Raw genomic sequence first — 16,968 nt, 5'->3', positions numbered from 1 at the left:
TTTGCGTAATCAGCAAAGTCTTACTTCAAACCTTAATAATGAATTTAAATTTAATATTATTCAATTTTGAAAGGAGCGTTGTTCATGCCGGAAAAAGAATTAAGAAAAAAAGCGATTGGAAAAAATGGCTTATCCAATTCACTTCTTGCTTTAAAAATAGTATGTGATTTGATACCACAAATCTTACTCGTATATTTGATTAGTTCTTTAATCACAAACAATATTAACGAAGCTAATTTAAAGTATATATTCTTGGGAATCTTTATGTCGTTTGTATTAAAAGGTGTGTTTTACTATTTTGCAATAAAGGTTGCTCATGAGAAAGCATACGAAAAATTGACAGAACTTAGGATAGATATTATTGGGCATCTAAAAAAACTAAGTTTGGGATTTTTCAAAGAACATAATACAGGGGAGCTTACGAACATTGTTCAGCATGATGTGGAGCAAGTGGAAGTATACCTTGCTCATGGTCTTCCTGAAATAATGGCAGTTACGCTTCTGCCTACCATTATTTTCATAGCTATGATTTTTGTAGACTGGCGTCTTGCTCTTGGAATGATTGCCGGAGTTCCACTCATGTATTTGGTAAAAGTTCTTTCACAGAAAACAATGGATAAGAACTTTGCTATTTACTTTAACCATGAAAACAAGATGAGAGAAGAGCTAATGGAATATGTAAAAAATATCTCTGTGATTAAGGCTTTTGCTAAAGAAGAGGAGATTAGCGAAAGAACATTAAAAACGGCAAGAGAGTATATTTACTGGGTTAAAAAGAGCATGGGAGCAATTACAATTCCAATGGGACTCATTGACATATTTATGGAAATTGGAGTAGTTATTGTCATGATTTTGGGAAGTATATTTCTTTATTATGGAGAAATAACAACACCTAAATTTATACTCGCAATTATTCTATCCTCTGCGTTTACAGCATCCATAAGCAAGACAGCCACTCTACAACATTTTTCTATTGTGTTTAAGGAAGCTCTAAAGGCGATTGGAAAAGTTTTAACCGTTCCACTTCCAAACAAAAAGACAGAACAAGGTTTAGAATTTGGAAACATAGAATTTAAAGATGTGAATTTTGCATACGGAAAAGATGGCTTTGAGCTTAAAGATATCAATTTGACTTTTAAGAAAAATAGCTTAAATGCCTTTGTTGGAGCAAGCGGTTGTGGGAAAAGTACCGTATCTAATTTGCTTATGGGATTTTGGGATGCTGACAGCGGACGAATAGAAATAAATGGGAAAGATATAAAGGATTACAGTCAGGAAAATATTTCAAATCTTATTGGAAGTGTGCAACAGGAGGTCATTCTTTTCGATTTAAGTATTTTTGACAATATTGCAATCGGGAAACTAAATGCAACAAAAGAAGAAGTCGTAGAAGCTGCTAAAAAAGCAAGATGTCATGACTTTATTTCAGCATTGCCAAATGGATATGAAACACGAGTAGGTGAAATGGGAGTTAAGTTATCCGGTGGAGAAAAACAAAGAATCTCTATTGCAAGAATGATACTGAAAAATGCACCGATTTTAATATTAGATGAGGCAATGGCAGCTGTTGATAGTGAAAATGAAAGACTAATCGGTGAAGCGATTGATGATTTAAGTAAGGATAAAATCATCATTACAATTGCTCATCATCTAAATACGATTAGAGATTCAGACCAAATTATAGTTATGGATAAGGGTGTTGTTCTTGATGCAGGAAGCCATGAAGAGCTGATGAAAAGATGTGAGTTCTATAAGGATATGGTTGAAGCACAGAACAAGGTAGATAGATGGAATTTGAAAGACGATAGTCTTTCACGAGCAAAGAACGGAGTGGATTGCGAGTGTACGGAGGTGGTAACAGAAAATGTTTAGAGAAATGTTAAAACTACTTACAAAAACCGGCAAGAGAGATTTGATTATATCAAGTGTATTCTTTGCCCTTTATGGACTAAGCTCCATAGCTATGATTGTTATCGTATTTTCTATACTGTTTCAGATATTTGAGGGGACGAGTTTAGATATGCTTTATAAATATTTTATTGCGATTGGATTACTTGTAGTCTTCAAAGGTATTTGTAACATGGTTGCGGATATGAAAAAGCATAGTGCAGGTTTTGATATTGTTCAGCAAATAAGAGAACGCATGATTATCAAATTAAAGAAATTCAGTTTGGGATTTTATACCAATGAAAGACTTGGTGAGATAAACACAATACTTCATAAAGATGTTGATAATATGTCCCTTGTTGTAGGACATATGTGGTCAAGAATGTTTGGTGATTTTTTGATAGGTGCAGTCGTATTTGTTGGTCTTGCAAATATTGATATAAAGTTGGCACTGATAATGGCAGTATCCGTTCCGATTGCACTTGCCTTTCTATATATGACAATTAAGCAATCTGAAAAAATAGAAAATCAGAACAACTCAGCACTTCTTGATATGGTTAGCCTATTTGTTGAATATGTGAGAGGAATACCTGTACTAAAGAGCTTTTTAAACAATAAGAGCTTGGATAATGAGCTTATGAACAAGACAAAAAAGTTTGGAGAAACAAGCAAAGCAGCTTCAAGATTTAAGGCAAAACAATTATCTATATTTGGTTTTTTACTGGATATTGGATATTTAATTCTTTTAATCGCAGGAGCAATATTTGTTGTAAAGGGAAATCTTGATGTACTTAATTTTATTATCTTTGTAGTAATTTCAAAAGAGTTTTATAAGCCGTTCGCTTCTATGGAACAACACTATATGTATTATGTTTCGGCGGTAGACAGCTATGAGAGACTTTCAAGAATTTTGTATGCAGATATAATACCTGACAAGGCAGATGGTATTATTCCGAAGCAAAATAACATAGTCTTTGAAAATATTAAATTTTCCTATGAAGAAGATGAGTTTAAAATGGAAAATTTAAGTTTTGATATTGCTGAAAAACGGGTGACAGCCTTAGTTGGAGAATCAGGTAGTGGAAAGACTACGATAACTAACTTGCTTTTAAGATTTTATGATGTGCATAAAGGAAAAATTACACTCGGAGGAATTGATATAAGGGATATTCCTTATGATGAGCTTTTAGATCGTATCAGTATTGTCATGCAAAATGTTCAACTGTTTGATAACACGATTGAAGAAAACATCAGGGTAGGTAAAAAAGGAGCAACGAAAGAAGAAATCATTGAAGCTGCAAAGAAGGCAAGGATACATGATTTCATTATGAGTTTACCAAAAGGTTATGAAACGGATATTGGAGAAAATGGTGGGATTCTTTCAGGTGGACAGAGACAAAGAATATCTATTGCAAGAGCTTTTCTAAAAAATGCACCGATTTTAATTCTTGATGAAATGACAAGTAATGTTGATCCTGTAAATGAATCTTTGATACAAGATGCTATTACAGAACTTGCAAAGAATAGAACTGTACTTGTAGTGGCTCATCATTTAAAAACAATTCAAAAAGCTGACCAAATTCTCGTATTTCAAAAAGGAAATTTACTTGAAAAAGGAAAGCATGGGGAACTTCTTGAGAAAGATGGTTACTACACAAAATTATGGAAAGCTCAATATGAGGTGTAACCATGATTTTGTTAAAAGATGTTTCTTATGAATGGGAAGATGGGCGAACTGCTTTGAAAAATATCAATCTTGAAATTAAAAAAGGTGAATTTGTTTTAATTTCAGGGAAAAGTGGAAGTGGTAAAAGCACTCTTGGAAGTGTAATGAATGGTCTTATTCCACATTATTACAAAGGCAAAATGAAAGGAGAAGCCTTTGCGTCCGGAAAAGATATAAGCAAATTATTACTTCATGAAATAGGGCATATTGTAGGAACTGTATTTCAAGATCCAAGAAGTCAGTTTTTTACGACAACGACAGATGAAGAAATAGCTTTTGGTCTTCAAACTATCTGCAAATCAAGAGATGAAATCAAACAGAGAGTAGAAGAAGTATATGCAGAGTTGGATACCCCGGAACTGAAAGGAAAATCTGTTTTTGAATTATCAAGCGGACAGAAACAAAAGATAGCTATTGCAAGCATCTATGCGATGAATCCGAAAGTTTTAATTTTAGATGAGCCTTCAGCAAATTTGGATATGAAAGCAACATTTGACCTGTTTTTAATTTTGGAGAAATTAAAGAAAAAAGGAACAACGGTTGTTCTAATTGAACATCGTTTGTACTATGTAAAATCTTTATTTGACCGTTTTCTTTTGGTGAAAGATGGAGAAATTGCACAGGACTTGAGTCGGGAAGAAGTTATCCATCTTGAAGAGGAGTTTTGGGAGGAGAATGGACTAAGAACTCTTGAATTAGAAGAATACAGAATAAGTGAGAAGAAAGATTTATATCAATTAAATGATGAAAGTATCAGTGGAAAAGGCTTGAAATTTTGTTACCCAAGTGCAAGTAAGGTTGGAAATAAGCAAAAAAAGTACATCTTAAATCATCTTGATTTCAATATGGAGTGCGGAAAAGCCATTGGTCTTATTGGGTTAAATGGCACCGGGAAAACTACTTTTGCAAGGGTAATTTCAGGACTTGAGAAGATAAAAGAGGGAAAAATATGGGCGGAAAAAGATAAGGAGTTGAATCGTAAAGATTTAATGGATATGTCATATTTTGTATTTCAAGATTCAGATTATCAGTTATTTTCGGAAAGTGTACTTGATGAAATGCTGCTTGGTATGGAGGGTAAAGATAAAAAAGAAAATACTCAAAAGGCAAAGTCTATTTTGAATGTACTTGGCTTAGATAAATACATTGATAAGCATCCGTTTGCTTTATCAAGAGGAGAAAAACAAAGACTGACAATAGCTTGTGGAATGATGAAACAGGCAAAGATTTTCATCTATGATGAACCAACATCAGGTTGTGATAAAGACTCAATGCTTTCCGTCGCAAAACTGATTAAAGAACAATTGAAAAATGGGACAACAGTTTTGGTAATAAGTCATGATTTTGAGTTTTTAGCAAATACAGTGAGCAAGCTGTGGGTAATGGGAGATGGAAAAATAGAAACTGTTTTAAATATGAGTGAAAGTAATAAATTTCTCATATTAGACAAGATGAGAGGAGGTAGAGAGCTTGGCAGATAGAAAAACTATAGATCCGAGAATAAAACTTACTCTACTTCCAATTGCCTCCTTTACGAGTTTTTTTATAAGCGATACAATTCTACTTTTCGGACTGATTGCTTTTGCCTTTTTTCTGTATGTATACAGCAGTATGTGGAAAATAGCATTACGCTTTATTTTGTTTTTTGTCCTTTTATACTGTATAGAGTTAGGGCTTGGCAAGTTTTGCCAAGCAAGCATCGTATTTGCAATATATATGTTTATTTACTTTGCATCAAGAATGACCTTAATTGCTATGTTTGGTGGATATATAACAAAAACTACAAGCGTAAGTGAAATGCTTGTAGCATTAAATAGAATGAAAGTACCAAGAAGCATTGGTATACCTTTTAGTGTTTTACTTAGGTTTGTACCAACTATAAAAATAGAATTTAAGGCATTAAAAGAGAATATGAAGATTCGAGGAATTACAACAAGCAGATTTTTCCCGTTGCTACATCCAATTAAATATATGGAATATACGCTTGTTCCGCTTTTAATGAGAATGATTAAGATTTCAGATGAACTGTCAGCTTCAGCACTCATTAGAGGACTTGATAGTGATGAAAACAGGGTAACATTAACAGAATTGCGGTTTAGCTGGGTAGACCTAATGATTGGACTATTAGGAGCTTTGATGATTGCTCTTGTGATAGTAATACAGAAAATTTATTAGGAGAACTTTTATGAAAAACAAATTGTATAGAATATAGAAATAACAAATAAGAATAGCAAAATCAAAATCATAGCATCTAAAATAGAAAAGGTATATTCACAAAGAATGACTGTATAAAATAAAAAGCACTTTATGGTATAACTCTATCTCTATTACAAGATAACAAAATACTATAAAGTGCTTTCATATTAATTAGTACTAACAGGGTCATAATCAGAAGGTACAGGAGCAACGATACTTACAAAGATAACATCTTCTGTTCCAGTATTTTTTGCGCCATGACATTCACCCTTTTTAGATACTATAACTTGCCCCTTTGTAAAAGGCACCTCCGTATCAGGCGTTGGATAAAATACCCCCTTGCCTTGCAATATAACCCATATATCATCAGAGTTATGATGGTAATGCTTTGGTAAGGTTTGACCAGGTTTAATAACCCATACTGAACCACCTGTGGAATCAGTTTGATAAAATGCTGTCTTAACAGCGTTCTCTAGACTTTCAACTTTCACAAGTTCCATGTCAAAAACACGTTGATCATTCATAATGCTCACACCTTTCATCAATTTACAACTAGCGAGTGCCCGATGTATATTCACCCATATTAATATCTATAACAGTGCGAACAGGTTGAATTAAGGAATCCTCATATTGAACCTTCCATTTGATATCTGGATTCATATCTCCATTTTCTAAGCCTGCAATCGTTTGACCGTCATCAATAGGGTTATCGTGCTCAAAGATATAATACAATACACTATCGAAAATTGCAATAACAAATTGAATGGTCGTGATTTTATTACAATCGGAATCTTTAATGCAATTGGAATTGTCATATACATGGCAGCCAGCTTTGCTATGGCAACAACAGTTATTGGAGGATTTATTGCTTCAGGAGTTAGCTTTATGGTAGCTGCTACCGTTTATATCCTTATGGCTTTGAAAGTTAGAAAGAATGGCGTATTTACCATATCAGGAACGCTTCTTGGTTTAATTGCATTGTCAGGAGGACATTTGCCTCATGCAGTCTTTGCTGTAATCGGTGGAATTATATGTGATTTGATTATAGGAAATTATGAGAGCAAGGGACGAATGATTATTGGGTATGGGACATTTGCATTAGCAGATTTTTTAGGGACAGTAATTCCTGTAATTTTATTCGGGACAGCTTCTTTTGTGGAAAGAGCATCAAAATGGAAAATGAGTGAAGCACAAATAAATGAAGCATTATCTTATTTCAAAGTTTCGTGGGCAGTAGGCTTTGCCTTGATAACATTTGTTCTTGCTTGCATAGGAGCATTCGTTGCAACAAGGATACTTAAAAAACATTTTGAAAAAGCAGGAGTGATTTAATCAATCTTTGTTTGTGAGGGAAAAAATGGATTAAATAATGGAGGTAATTGCTATGTATTATTTAGGGTCTGTTATTCATATAGAAAAAAGGTTCTTTGTCAAATATTGGGGTGGGTTGATTGTCAACCCACTCTTTTTGAAGGCATTGCATAGTTTTTTCTAACAGATTTATAGAATACCCTATATCTGTTTTGTTTAGATATATTTTTGCACCACAAAAAAACCTCGTCCCCACTTTTTTTTAAGCCATAGCCATTAAAATTCTGTTTCTAAAATATTTAAAGTTTTGTACGCCATAAGATATTCTTTTCAGCACCTTTATCTGGCCATTTGAAATGTACCTGTACTTAAGAGAGTTTAAGATATACTTGTAGTTATTTCTAAATGCGGTGATTGCTGCTTTAAACTCTTCAATTCCTGAGTTTTTTACCTCACGGAGCATTCACTAAACAAAGTTCTTTGCTTTGAATAGGCGTTTTCATCAAGAATATCAACAAATAACTCTTTAGTAAAATGTGCTTTTCTTAAATCTTCTGAATATTCAAGCATTCATTCAAGTGCCGCTCGGTTATTGTTCGATAGCTTTGCTTTTCTCTTTGTAATTAAGCTCTTACTTCGTTTGTAGTACTTCCTAAGAGAAGGCAACATTCTTTTTTGAATTCTCTTTCGTACATTTTCAAGAGCCCAATAGACTTGTCTGACGAAATGATAACGATCAATAACGATCTTTGCATTGGGAAAATATATCCTAGCCAAGTCGATGAAGGTTTTATTCATGTCACAAGAAAAGTATTGGACTTTCATACGTTTAGATTGATCAAGCGATTTAAAATAGTCGACCAGACAAGTTCCTTTTCTAGAATAGAGTACATCAAATACTCTATGTTTTACAGGATCAACCACTATCGTTTGATATTTCTCAGTGCCTACATTCCCCTTAAATTCATCTATGGAAATGGCTTCTCCAAGATTAGAAGAAGAATGATGAATTGTAGAAAGCACTTGATAAACGGTATGAGATGAAACATTGGCCCTGTTTGCTATCTGTTGAATATTCAGGGTATCGAAAAATGAGCTAGCAATCCATCGAGTAAGTCTGGATGTCCGATGTAGATACTTCACAATAAAAGGATAAGATTCATAAAAGTGCTTACCACAATGAGAATAATGATAACGCCTCTTTTTCAAAAATAAAAAACATGATTTACCCTGCAAAGGAATATCTTAAATCTTTTGAATCCTATAGTCATGTACTTTAGAAGTCAATGCGTTGCAGTTAGGACATGAATGAGGCTTGATATCTGTCTGAATATAAAATGAGATTGCATAATCATTTATAGATTTTATATTGACTTTTGCTTCATCAATGCCTAAAATTTTAGCTAGGTCGTTCATATGAACACCTACTCCAAGTGTAGTTGTGATGAACTGGGGACTTGGAGGTTTTTTTATTTATAATAATAAAAAAGGTAGACCAATGAAAATGGTATTAGCATTGACAAAGGTATTAATCATCGTACCACGGCACCCGGAGCGAACATTAAATATTTTTACAGCCGCAAATGCAAAGATATAGCCTAAAATACAAACACCAAAGGTATAAATCATACCACCGGACAGACTAATCAACTTATCCAAAATCAGGTATTTCAAAACAGACACAAAGATGGAAACAGGCATTGCGACATTCATAATCAGCTTAGATAAATTACCGCCAAAACTATCATCAAACCATCCTCGTACCTGCAAGAAATAGTCCAGAATTATAAGGACTATAATGGGAATAATATTTTCAATTGAAGTCAAAAAAACCATACTCTATACTACTTCCTAGTACTTTGGATACCACTTAAGTTCACTGACAGCTTTCTTCATATCAGTTTCTTGACTTTGTGCCAATCCCTGTTCTTGAGCTTTTTTAGCAACCGCTTCCGCTACTTTACTTGAAACTTCTGACACATAAGCAAATGGTGGCAAAACAGGTGCGCCCGGTTTACCTGAATCAACTATACCGCTCAATGAATGTGCAGCTGCACCAATCATTTCATCTGTCAAGAGCTTAGCTTCTGAAGCAAGCATTCCAAGTCCCAGACCGGGATAGATAAGAGCATTATTAGCCTGACCAATCTGATAAGATACCCCTTTATAATCCACATTGTCGGAAGGTATTCCTGTCGCTACAAAAGCCTTTCCATCAGACCACTCAATCAAGTCTTTAGCACTTGCTTCTGCCAGCTCAGTTGGATTACTCAGCGGGAAAATAATTGGACGCTCAGTGTTTTGACACATAGCCTCAACAACTTCTTTTGTAAAGGTATTAGGTTGTGTTGATGTTCCTACCAAGATTGTCGGTTTAACCGTCTTTACAACTTCAAGCAAGTCTGTTAGCTTGTCAGCATTAGCAAAGTCAGAACGCTTCTTTGCAAATGGACGTTGCTCAGGTGTCAAATCATCCATATCATCAAAAAGAAGACCTTGTTTATCTACCATAAAGAAACGTTTGTAAGCCTCTTCTTCTGAGAGTCCTTCTGTAATCATTTCACTGAGAACACGTGATGCAATTCCTGCACCTGCTGTTCCACCGCCAAAGCAAAGATAGATTTGGTCTGTTAATTTTTCACCACTAATATCTAATGATCCGTAAATACCACCCAGTGTGACAATACCCGTTCCTTGGATATCATCATTGAAAGTAGGAATTTTATCCTTGTACTTGTTGAGAATATTGGCAGCATTTAGACGACCGAAATCTTCCCAGTGTAAGTAGAGCTTAGGGAAAAGTCGTTCAGCTGTTTGTACAAACTGATCAATAAAATCATAATAACGGTCTCCACGTACACGCTCATGGCGGTTCCCAAGATAGTTAGGATTTTCCAGCAATTCTTTACGGTTAGTTCCGGCATCAATGACCAAAGGTAAAACAGTTGCAGGGTCAATACCGGCCGCTCCTGTGTAAACCATAAGCTTTCCAACTGAAATATCCACACCATTGGTTCCCCAGTCACCAATACCTAAAATTGCTTCCGCATCTGTCACAACAATAAGTCTAATATTACGGTCTCCGGCCGCATTCTTAAGGGTAGCTTCTATATTTTCAGGGTGGTTAATGTCTAAATAGCCTGCATATTGCGTATCAACAAACAAATCACTGTAATTTTCAATCGTAGTTGCAACCGTTGGATCATAAACAATCGGATTGAATTCGGCAATGTGTTGGCTAAAAAGATAGTAAAACAAGGTGCGATTAGTATTGAAGATTTCCATCAAGAACAAGCGTTTTTCCAGATTTGTTGCTTTTTTAGAAAAATGAGCATAGGTTTGTGCCGCTTGCTCCTCCAAGGTTTGCACATAAGGTGGCAAAACTCCAACTAAGCCAAGTTCTTTACGCTCTTCAAGTGTAAAGGCAGTTCCCTTATTTAAAAAGGGATTATTCAAAATATCATGTGCATTCATAATGCAACCTCCTCCTTTAATTTTGTATGCTTATTATAACACAATTGTATATAGAATATAATATCTCGTATCAGATAAGATTTTATGCCTTTTTTAATAAAATTATTATTAATTCCATCTGTAACATGGGAGTTAAGCTTCCATATTAGGATATTATATAATTTCTTTAACAATACAATCTTAATATCTATGTCTATTCTAATATCAACTCTTTTTCCATATTTTAATAAATATACTCTTGTTTTCATATAAGAGAAAGAAACTGTTGGACAATTATTTGAGTGGCATTGTGGAACAGGATATTTATGAAGAAACAGATGTAAGTCTCAAAACAGATTTAAGTAATACAAAGGCTAAGCTGGAGTATTTCCAACAGCAGGCGGATGAAGAAAGTTCACTGCAAAGGAGAATTGCAGATTTTAAGAAAGCACTGTCTCAAAATGAGGTGCTGGAGGAATTTGACAAAGGTATCTTTGAGAGTATAATTGAAAAGGTAATCGTTGGCGGTTACGATGAAAACGGAGAAAAAGCGAAAAAAATGTGTTCCGATGTCAGTGACAAGGTGAAGTATGTGTATTCCAATATTAGTGACAACACACGTGGAGACAGTGGCATTATTGTCCAAACTTGATTGATGTCGATAAGGACTCAATGAAGCTATAAAATCAGTTTCAATTTAGGAAGTGATAAATTTAGAATTTGCGGAGGAATTTATGAAGATACTTATTATAAATTGTAGTCCAGTCAGAAATGGTGCGACAGCAGAAATCGTAAATATAGTAAAGGATAATCTTAGTACAGAAAATGAAGTAAGAAGTATATGCATTGATGATTATGAAATTGCTTTCTGCAAAGGTTGTAGAACTTGCCATAAAACAGCACAATGCTTTCAAAAAGATGATGTTATAAAGATTATGGAACAGTACGAATGGGCAGATATAATAGTGTCAGTGTCTCCTTCATATTGGGCAGATATTCCAGGACAATTTAAGGTTTTTATAGATAAATGTACACCTTGGTGTAATACACATGAGCCACATGCCAAACTATCTGCTGGTAAAAAAGGTTATACTATTGCATTGAGAACAGGTTCAAGTATGCCAGAATGTGAAAGAATTATTAGTAGTATTGAACATTTTCATGGTCATTTGGAAATTGAATCTTGTGGTAAATTAGGTCTTTGTTCTATTGAGTATAAAGAAGATGTTGCTACAAGAATTGATGAAATAAAAGAATTTTGTAATATTATTTTGAGCTGAAAGATTTAAAGTTGTGGAGGCAGTTTAAATGGATGATAAAGTCAAAGCGTTTTGGATTAAATTTTGCAATGAAAAGAAGTTACCTAAAGACATAAAATATGAATCGTGGAGCTTTGGAAATACTAAAGAAATGGCTGATGAATTGGCAGAATTAGTTAATTGTAAAATTAAGACAGCTACGACCTCAGCATATGAATTATATGAAGTTGGAGAGCATATACCCCAGGTAGGAGAGTATAATATTATTCTCAATGGTTCAGAAGAGCCAGTGTGTATTACTCAAACAAAGGTAGTGTATATCATGCCTTATCACTTAATTACACCAGAACATGCATGGCATGAAGGTGAAGGTGATAGAAGCTATCGGTATTGGAGAGAAGTTCACGACAGATTCTTTTATGAAGAATATAAATTGGTTGGCAAAATTTTTTATGAACAAGCACCTATGTTATGCGAAGTATTTGAAAAGATTTATTAAACAAATTCCATTTTTATCTAATTGAATAGAACAATTTTAGAAACAGTAAATCACAAAGGTTTGCTGTTTTTTTGTCCAAATATTGATTTTTGTTCTTATAAATATTGTAATTTAAGAACGAAGAGGAGGTGATAGAAATAAGTAAACGGGAACTCCTGTTAAAAAAATAATTGAGGCGACTAAACCAAGCACTTCTGGAACAAAAGAGCTAGAAGAACTAGGCATTGCAGATCAATTGTTTAATGAAGATGGTTCATAAACAAGTCGAAAACATTGAAGCTTTCTTGTATCCATAAAGTAATAAGTTTCTTTCCATTATATAACCAATCTACACATGATATTTTATGACTTTTTTAGTGAATATATGTTACTACCAAAGACAATGAATGTAAATAAAAGTTTTTATGTATTTTGAAATAAAGATATAAAACAAAACTTGTACTTGACATAGATACAAGTATAAGTTATACTCTCAAAGTAAATTTAAGAAAGGAAAAGATATGGATACAAAATTTTCAATAGCACTACATATATTAGTTTATATTGAAGAGACTGATAAAGTTGTTACCTCAGAACTTTTGGCTCAGAGTGTGGGAACAAATGCCAGTCATATCAGGAAAATAATTACATTACTTAAGGACGCCAATATTATTGAGAGTCAACAGGGAAAAAAGGGAATGAGTTTAAAAGTAAAAGCTGATGAGCTTAATTTAGCTACAGTATATCTGGCAGTTTACCCTGAAAAAGATTTGTTACATATTCATGATACAGCAAATGATAAATGTCCCATTGGGGCGAATATTAGGGAAGCTTTACTTCCGATATTTGAAGAGTCAGAGAAACAATTACTTTTAAATTTGAAGAATAAAACTCTTAAGTCTTTAATTGAAGATATGTATAAGATTTATAATAGAAATAAATAGAGGTGAAAAATGAGAGCGGCACAGGTAGAACAATACAATAAGAATAATATTTCGGTAAAAATGGTTGATTTAGGAATACCAGTTATTGGGGAGAGAGAAGTACTGATAAAAGTATTGGCTGCAGGTGTAAATCCACTTGATAATATGATTTCATGTGGTGAAGTGAAGATGATCGTTCCATATAAATTACCTACATTGGCAGGTAATGAGTTTGTGGGTACAGTTGAAAAAGTCGGTACAAGGGCATCAAAATTTAAAGTAAATGATCGTGTTTTTGCAAGGTTACCACTTGATAAAATCGGAGCATTTGCTGAATATATAGCTGTAAATGAAGATGCACTTGCAAAAGTACCGGATTATCTTTCGGATATAGAGGCGGCAGCAGTACCTTTAACAGCACTTACAATAATGCAGGCATTGGAGCTTATGAAAGCAGAAGAGGGAAAAACTATCTTTATTTCGGGAGGTACAGGCAGTGTCGGTGCGATGGCTATTCCTATTGCTAAAGCAAAGGGACTTAAGGTTGTTACAAATGGAAGTGCAGAAAATAAAGACAGAATTTTAGAGCTTGGTGCAAGTAGATTCATTGACTATAAAACAGAAGACTATAGTAAGTCACTATCAAATATTGATTATGTATTGGATACCCTTGGGGGAAATGAGACTGAAAAACAGATGCAGATTCTCAAAAAAGGAGGGAAGTTGATTTCTCTTAGAGCAATGCCGAATGGAGCATTTGCTAAGAGAATGGGCTTACCAATGTGGAAGCAGATAATTCTGGGTTTGGCAGGAAGTAAATTCGATAAGTTGGCAAGTAAATATGGTATTTCCTATGATTTTATTTTTGTAGAGTCAAATGGAAAACAACTACAGGAAGTGGCGGACCTATTTGAAAAATTAAGAATAAAACCGTCTATAGATACAGTTTATACTTTGGAAGAGGTAAATTCAGCACTAGACAAGGTTGCCAACGGCAGGTCTAAGGGTAAAACAGTTATCACTATGTAAGGAGAAGATATGAAGTTTAGAGAAGTAGATAAATTAAATATTGATGTAAAAGAAGCCATAAAAAAACGTGTAAGTACAAGAAGCTTTGAAATAATGCTACCGCAATCCCACTAGCTTTAGATGGTGGGTTAAGGTAGCAAAAAATAGATATTTGTGATACAATAACTAGCGTTATGGGAGTATGGAAATCAAAGAATAGACACAAATATTTATTACAGTATCATATTATTTTTTGTATGTAAGTATAGAAAAAAGCTTTTAGTATCAAAAGAAATATCAGATTATATAAAACAATTTTCTTATGAGATATGCACAAAGAGTAATATAATCATAAAATATATGGAAACAGACAAAGACCATATACACTATATGATAGAAACTGAGCCTACAATATCCATAAGTAAAGTGGTTAATCTAATTAAGAGTTATACAACATATCATATATGGAAAAAGCATACAGAATATCTTAAGAATCATTTTTGGAAAGAACATACATTTTGGACGGATGGATATTTTGCTTGTAGCGTAGGCAATGTTTCTGAAGAAATGTTAAAGCAATATATAGAAAATCAAGGGTAGAAAGGCGGGTAAGCTTAATGTTAAAGGCATATAGATATCGGATTTATCCAAACAAAGAGCAAGAAATACAGTTAGCAAAGACATTTGGCTGTTGTCGTTTTGTATATAATCAAACCCTTGCGTACAGAAAAGATGCTTATGAAAAAGAAAAAAAGTCTGTCAGTAAGACAGATTGTAATAATTATTGCAATAGAGAGCTGAAAAAAGCTTATGAATGGCTAAAAGAAGTAGATAAATTTGCTTTAACAAATGCAATTTATAATATGGATAGTGCTTATCAAAAGTTTTTCAAAGAACATGCAGGTTATCCAAAGTTTAAGAGTAAGCACAGTAATCGTAAATCATATACAACCAATTTTACAAATGGGAATATAACTGTAGATTTTGATAGAGGAAGAATAAAGCTGCCAAAATTAAAAAGGGTAAAAATAAAATTACATAGAAAATTTTCAGGTCGGATAAAAACAGCAACTATATCTAAGGTACCAAGTGGCAAGTACTATGTGTCTGTTCTTGTAGAAACTGAACATAGTCCACTTGTAAAGACAAACGGACAAATAGGATTGGATTTAGGAATAAAAGATTTATGTATCACATCAGATGGGAAGAAATATGAAAATCCGAAGACAATTAAAAAATATGAGAAAAAGCTTACAAAATTACAAAGACAATTAGCAAATAAAACAAAGGGGAGTAGGAACTATCAGAAAAAAAGGAAACAAATAGCACTATGCCATGAGAAAATAGCTAATACAAGAAAAGATTATCTGCATAAGATTTCAAGCGAAATTATAAACGAAAACCAAGTGATAGTTTCGGAAAACTTACAGATAAAAAATATGGTGAAAAATCATAATTTAGCGAAAACTATAAGCGATGTATCGTGGTATGAGCTGACAAGACAACTGGAATATAAGTCAAAATGGAATGGTAGAAATTATATTAAGATAGATACATTTTATGCAAGTAGCCAGCTATGTTTTAGTTGTGGATATAAAAATACAAATGTAAAAGATCTAAAAGTAAGAGATTGGATGTGTCCTTTCTGCAATACAAAACACGATAGAGATATCAATGCGGCAAAAAATATATTGGCAGAAGGATTAAGACAAGTAGTATAAGAAAAAACAATAGGGCAGGGACTGCCCGAATTAACGCCTGTGGAGATAGTAGGTTGCGAGGTCAGCGAAGCAGGAAGCCCATAGGCTTTAGACTATGGGTAGTTCACATAGAGGATATGACCATGGCAATCCCTGAAAATATGCATTATGTAATATCTTATATAGCTAAATAAAACAAGGCATTTCAAAAAAATCTCAGTTCAATCCTGAGATTTTTTTATCCACACGATAATTTAAAGCACCAAGAAAAACAGTTGACATTTGAATTAGGGAATGTTATAAATATAATTGATAATTAAATTATCGGTAATTAACTTATCGAAATATATTGAGGTAATAATATGTCAATACGTGATACAAGCATTGATCTAAGGCTGATTGAAAGTGCTCGTAAAGAGTTCATGGAAAAGGGATTTATAAAAGCTGAACTGAAAACGATATGTAATAATGCAAATATAACAACTGGAGCTGTTTATAAAAGATATAAAGGGAAGCAAGAACTGTTTGGTGCGGTTGTTGAAAAAGCTGTAGCAACTTTAGATAGTTTTGTTTCTGAACGAACGGATGTGGATTTTTCCTCTATGAGCGATGAAGAAGTAAAAAATACATGGATTATGAATGAAAAATACATTTTAGATGTGTTTAAAATCCTATGGGATATTAGAGAAGACTTTGTATTACTTTTAGAAAAATCTGCCAGAACAATTCATGAAAACTTTCGGCATGATTTTGCTTTTCGCATGACTCATGCATATAAGCAATATTACCAAGAGGCAAAAAAGAGAAATATTGCAAGAGCTGATATTACTGATGAGGAAATGCAGGTTCTCTGTACGATATTCTGGACATCTGTTTATGAGCCTTTCATTCATAAAATGTCTTGGAAAGAAATCAAAGAGCATTGCAAGGTTTTATGCAGATTTGTGGATTGGAAAAATGCGGTAGAAATAATTGATTAATAGAATTTAGGCCGTCGAAAGACGGCTTAAAATAAACGATAGTGTTA

18 protein-coding genes and 2 pseudogenes are annotated in these 16,968 nt (G+C 33.6%); 13 read left to right on the top strand and 7 right to left on the bottom strand.

Annotation, left to right across the window (positions count from 1 at the left end; translation table 11 throughout):
* Positions 1-84 precede the first annotated feature (84 nt).
* Genes J5A74_02805 through J5A74_02790 form a run of 4 tightly spaced genes read left to right on the top strand, consistent with a single transcriptional unit; the run spans position 85 to position 5,788 of the window.
* A complete protein-coding gene (locus J5A74_02805) occupies positions 85-1,872 on the top strand; it encodes an ABC transporter ATP-binding protein (protein QUI96279.1) in 1,788 nt (595 codons plus the stop codon).
* Complete coding sequence (locus J5A74_02800; GenBank protein QUI96278.1) at positions 1,865-3,574, top strand: ABC transporter ATP-binding protein; 1,710 nt, start codon at positions 1,865-1,867, stop codon at positions 3,572-3,574. Before J5A74_02805 ends, J5A74_02800 begins: the two co-directional genes overlap by 8 nt.
* Before the next feature lie 2 nt (positions 3,575-3,576).
* Positions 3,577-5,094, top strand: coding sequence for an ATP-binding cassette domain-containing protein (locus J5A74_02795; GenBank protein QUI96277.1), 1,518 nt, complete (start codon positions 3,577-3,579; stop codon positions 5,092-5,094).
* Positions 5,084-5,788, top strand: a complete 705-nt coding sequence (locus tag J5A74_02790; protein QUI96276.1) for an energy-coupling factor transporter transmembrane protein EcfT — start codon at positions 5,084-5,086, stop codon at positions 5,786-5,788. Before J5A74_02795 ends, J5A74_02790 begins: the two co-directional genes overlap by 11 nt.
* Positions 5,789-5,976: 188 nt before the next feature.
* Here J5A74_02790 and J5A74_02785 read toward each other — a convergent pair whose 3' ends face one another.
* Both J5A74_02785 and J5A74_02780 read right to left on the bottom strand, forming a co-directional pair.
* Complete coding sequence (locus J5A74_02785) at positions 5,977-6,333, bottom strand: cupin domain-containing protein (protein ID QUI96804.1); 357 nt, start codon at positions 6,331-6,333, stop codon at positions 5,977-5,979.
* 28 nt (positions 6,334-6,361) lie between these two features.
* A complete protein-coding gene (locus J5A74_02780) occupies positions 6,362-6,607 on the bottom strand; it encodes a DUF4261 domain-containing protein (GenBank protein ID QUI96803.1) in 246 nt (81 codons plus the stop codon).
* Between J5A74_02780 and J5A74_02775 the strand changes: the two genes are divergently transcribed.
* Positions 6,548-7,141 carry an MptD family putative ECF transporter S component gene (locus J5A74_02775; protein QUI96802.1) on the top strand — a complete coding sequence of 198 codons (594 nt, stop codon included), beginning with the start codon at positions 6,548-6,550 and terminating at the stop codon, positions 7,139-7,141. The two genes, J5A74_02780 and J5A74_02775, sit on opposite strands and share 60 nt — an antisense overlap.
* 241 nt (positions 7,142-7,382) lie before the next feature.
* Here the strand turns inward: J5A74_02775 and J5A74_02770 are convergent, their stop codons facing one another.
* The 5 genes and pseudogenes from J5A74_02770 to J5A74_02750 all read right to left on the bottom strand — a co-directional run bounded on the left by J5A74_02770 (position 7,383) and on the right by J5A74_02750 (position 10,842).
* Positions 7,383-7,583 carry a transposase gene (locus J5A74_02770; protein ID QUI96275.1) on the bottom strand — a complete coding sequence of 67 codons (201 nt, stop codon included), beginning with the start codon at positions 7,581-7,583 and terminating at the stop codon, positions 7,383-7,385.
* Between the two features lie 107 nt (positions 7,584-7,690).
* Positions 7,691-8,143 carry a transposase gene (locus tag J5A74_02765; GenBank protein ID QUI96274.1) on the bottom strand — a complete coding sequence of 151 codons (453 nt, stop codon included), beginning with the start codon at positions 8,141-8,143 and terminating at the stop codon, positions 7,691-7,693.
* A gap of 465 nt (positions 8,144-8,608) precedes the next feature.
* Positions 8,609-8,956 (bottom strand): annotated as a pseudogene (locus J5A74_02760) (AEC family transporter).
* A 15-nt stretch (positions 8,957-8,971) separates the two neighbouring features.
* Positions 8,972-10,594, bottom strand: coding sequence for an NAD-dependent malic enzyme (locus J5A74_02755; GenBank protein QUI96273.1), 1,623 nt, complete (start codon positions 10,592-10,594; stop codon positions 8,972-8,974).
* Positions 10,591-10,842 (bottom strand): hypothetical protein, encoded by a 252-nt coding sequence (locus tag J5A74_02750; GenBank protein ID QUI96272.1) that lies wholly within the window; start codon positions 10,840-10,842, stop codon positions 10,591-10,593. Before J5A74_02750 ends, J5A74_02755 begins: the two co-directional genes overlap by 4 nt.
* Before the next feature lie 17 nt (positions 10,843-10,859).
* On the opposite strand from J5A74_02750, the gene J5A74_02745 reads away from it, so the two are divergent.
* The 8 genes and pseudogenes from J5A74_02745 to J5A74_02710 all read left to right on the top strand — a co-directional run bounded on the left by J5A74_02745 (position 10,860) and on the right by J5A74_02710 (position 16,921).
* Positions 10,860-11,225 carry a hypothetical protein gene (locus tag J5A74_02745; protein ID QUI96271.1) on the top strand — a complete coding sequence of 122 codons (366 nt, stop codon included), beginning with the start codon at positions 10,860-10,862 and terminating at the stop codon, positions 11,223-11,225.
* Positions 11,226-11,307: 82 nt separating this feature from the next.
* Entirely contained in the window at positions 11,308-11,853 is a 546-nt protein-coding gene (locus J5A74_02740) for a flavodoxin family protein (protein ID QUI96270.1), read from the top strand.
* Between the two features lie 28 nt (positions 11,854-11,881).
* Positions 11,882-12,331 carry an ASCH domain-containing protein gene (locus J5A74_02735; GenBank protein QUI96269.1) on the top strand — a complete coding sequence of 150 codons (450 nt, stop codon included), beginning with the start codon at positions 11,882-11,884 and terminating at the stop codon, positions 12,329-12,331.
* Positions 12,332-12,831: 500 nt separating this feature from the next.
* Positions 12,832-13,254 (top strand): Rrf2 family transcriptional regulator, encoded by a 423-nt coding sequence (locus J5A74_02730; GenBank protein ID QUI96268.1) that lies wholly within the window; start codon positions 12,832-12,834, stop codon positions 13,252-13,254.
* A gap of 9 nt (positions 13,255-13,263) precedes the next feature.
* Positions 13,264-14,262 carry an NADP-dependent oxidoreductase gene (locus J5A74_02725; GenBank protein ID QUI96267.1) on the top strand — a complete coding sequence of 333 codons (999 nt, stop codon included), beginning with the start codon at positions 13,264-13,266 and terminating at the stop codon, positions 14,260-14,262.
* A 173-nt stretch (positions 14,263-14,435) separates the two neighbouring features.
* Positions 14,436-14,841: pseudogene (gene tnpA, locus J5A74_02720) on the top strand (IS200/IS605 family transposase).
* Positions 14,842-14,858: 17 nt separating this feature from the next.
* Positions 14,859-15,962, top strand: a complete 1,104-nt coding sequence (gene tnpB, locus J5A74_02715) for an IS200/IS605 family element transposase accessory protein TnpB (protein ID QUI96266.1) — start codon at positions 14,859-14,861, stop codon at positions 15,960-15,962.
* A gap of 341 nt (positions 15,963-16,303) precedes the next feature.
* Positions 16,304-16,921, top strand: a complete 618-nt coding sequence (locus J5A74_02710; protein QUI96265.1) for a TetR/AcrR family transcriptional regulator — start codon at positions 16,304-16,306, stop codon at positions 16,919-16,921.
* The last annotated feature ends 47 nt before the right edge of the window (positions 16,922-16,968 follow it).

Source organism: Lachnospiraceae bacterium oral taxon 096 (genome assembly GCA_018141845.1).
In the GTDB taxonomy this organism is placed as follows: Bacteria; Bacillota; Clostridia; order Lachnospirales; family Lachnospiraceae; genus F0428.
This window is presented reverse-complemented; position numbering and strand designations above follow the sequence as displayed.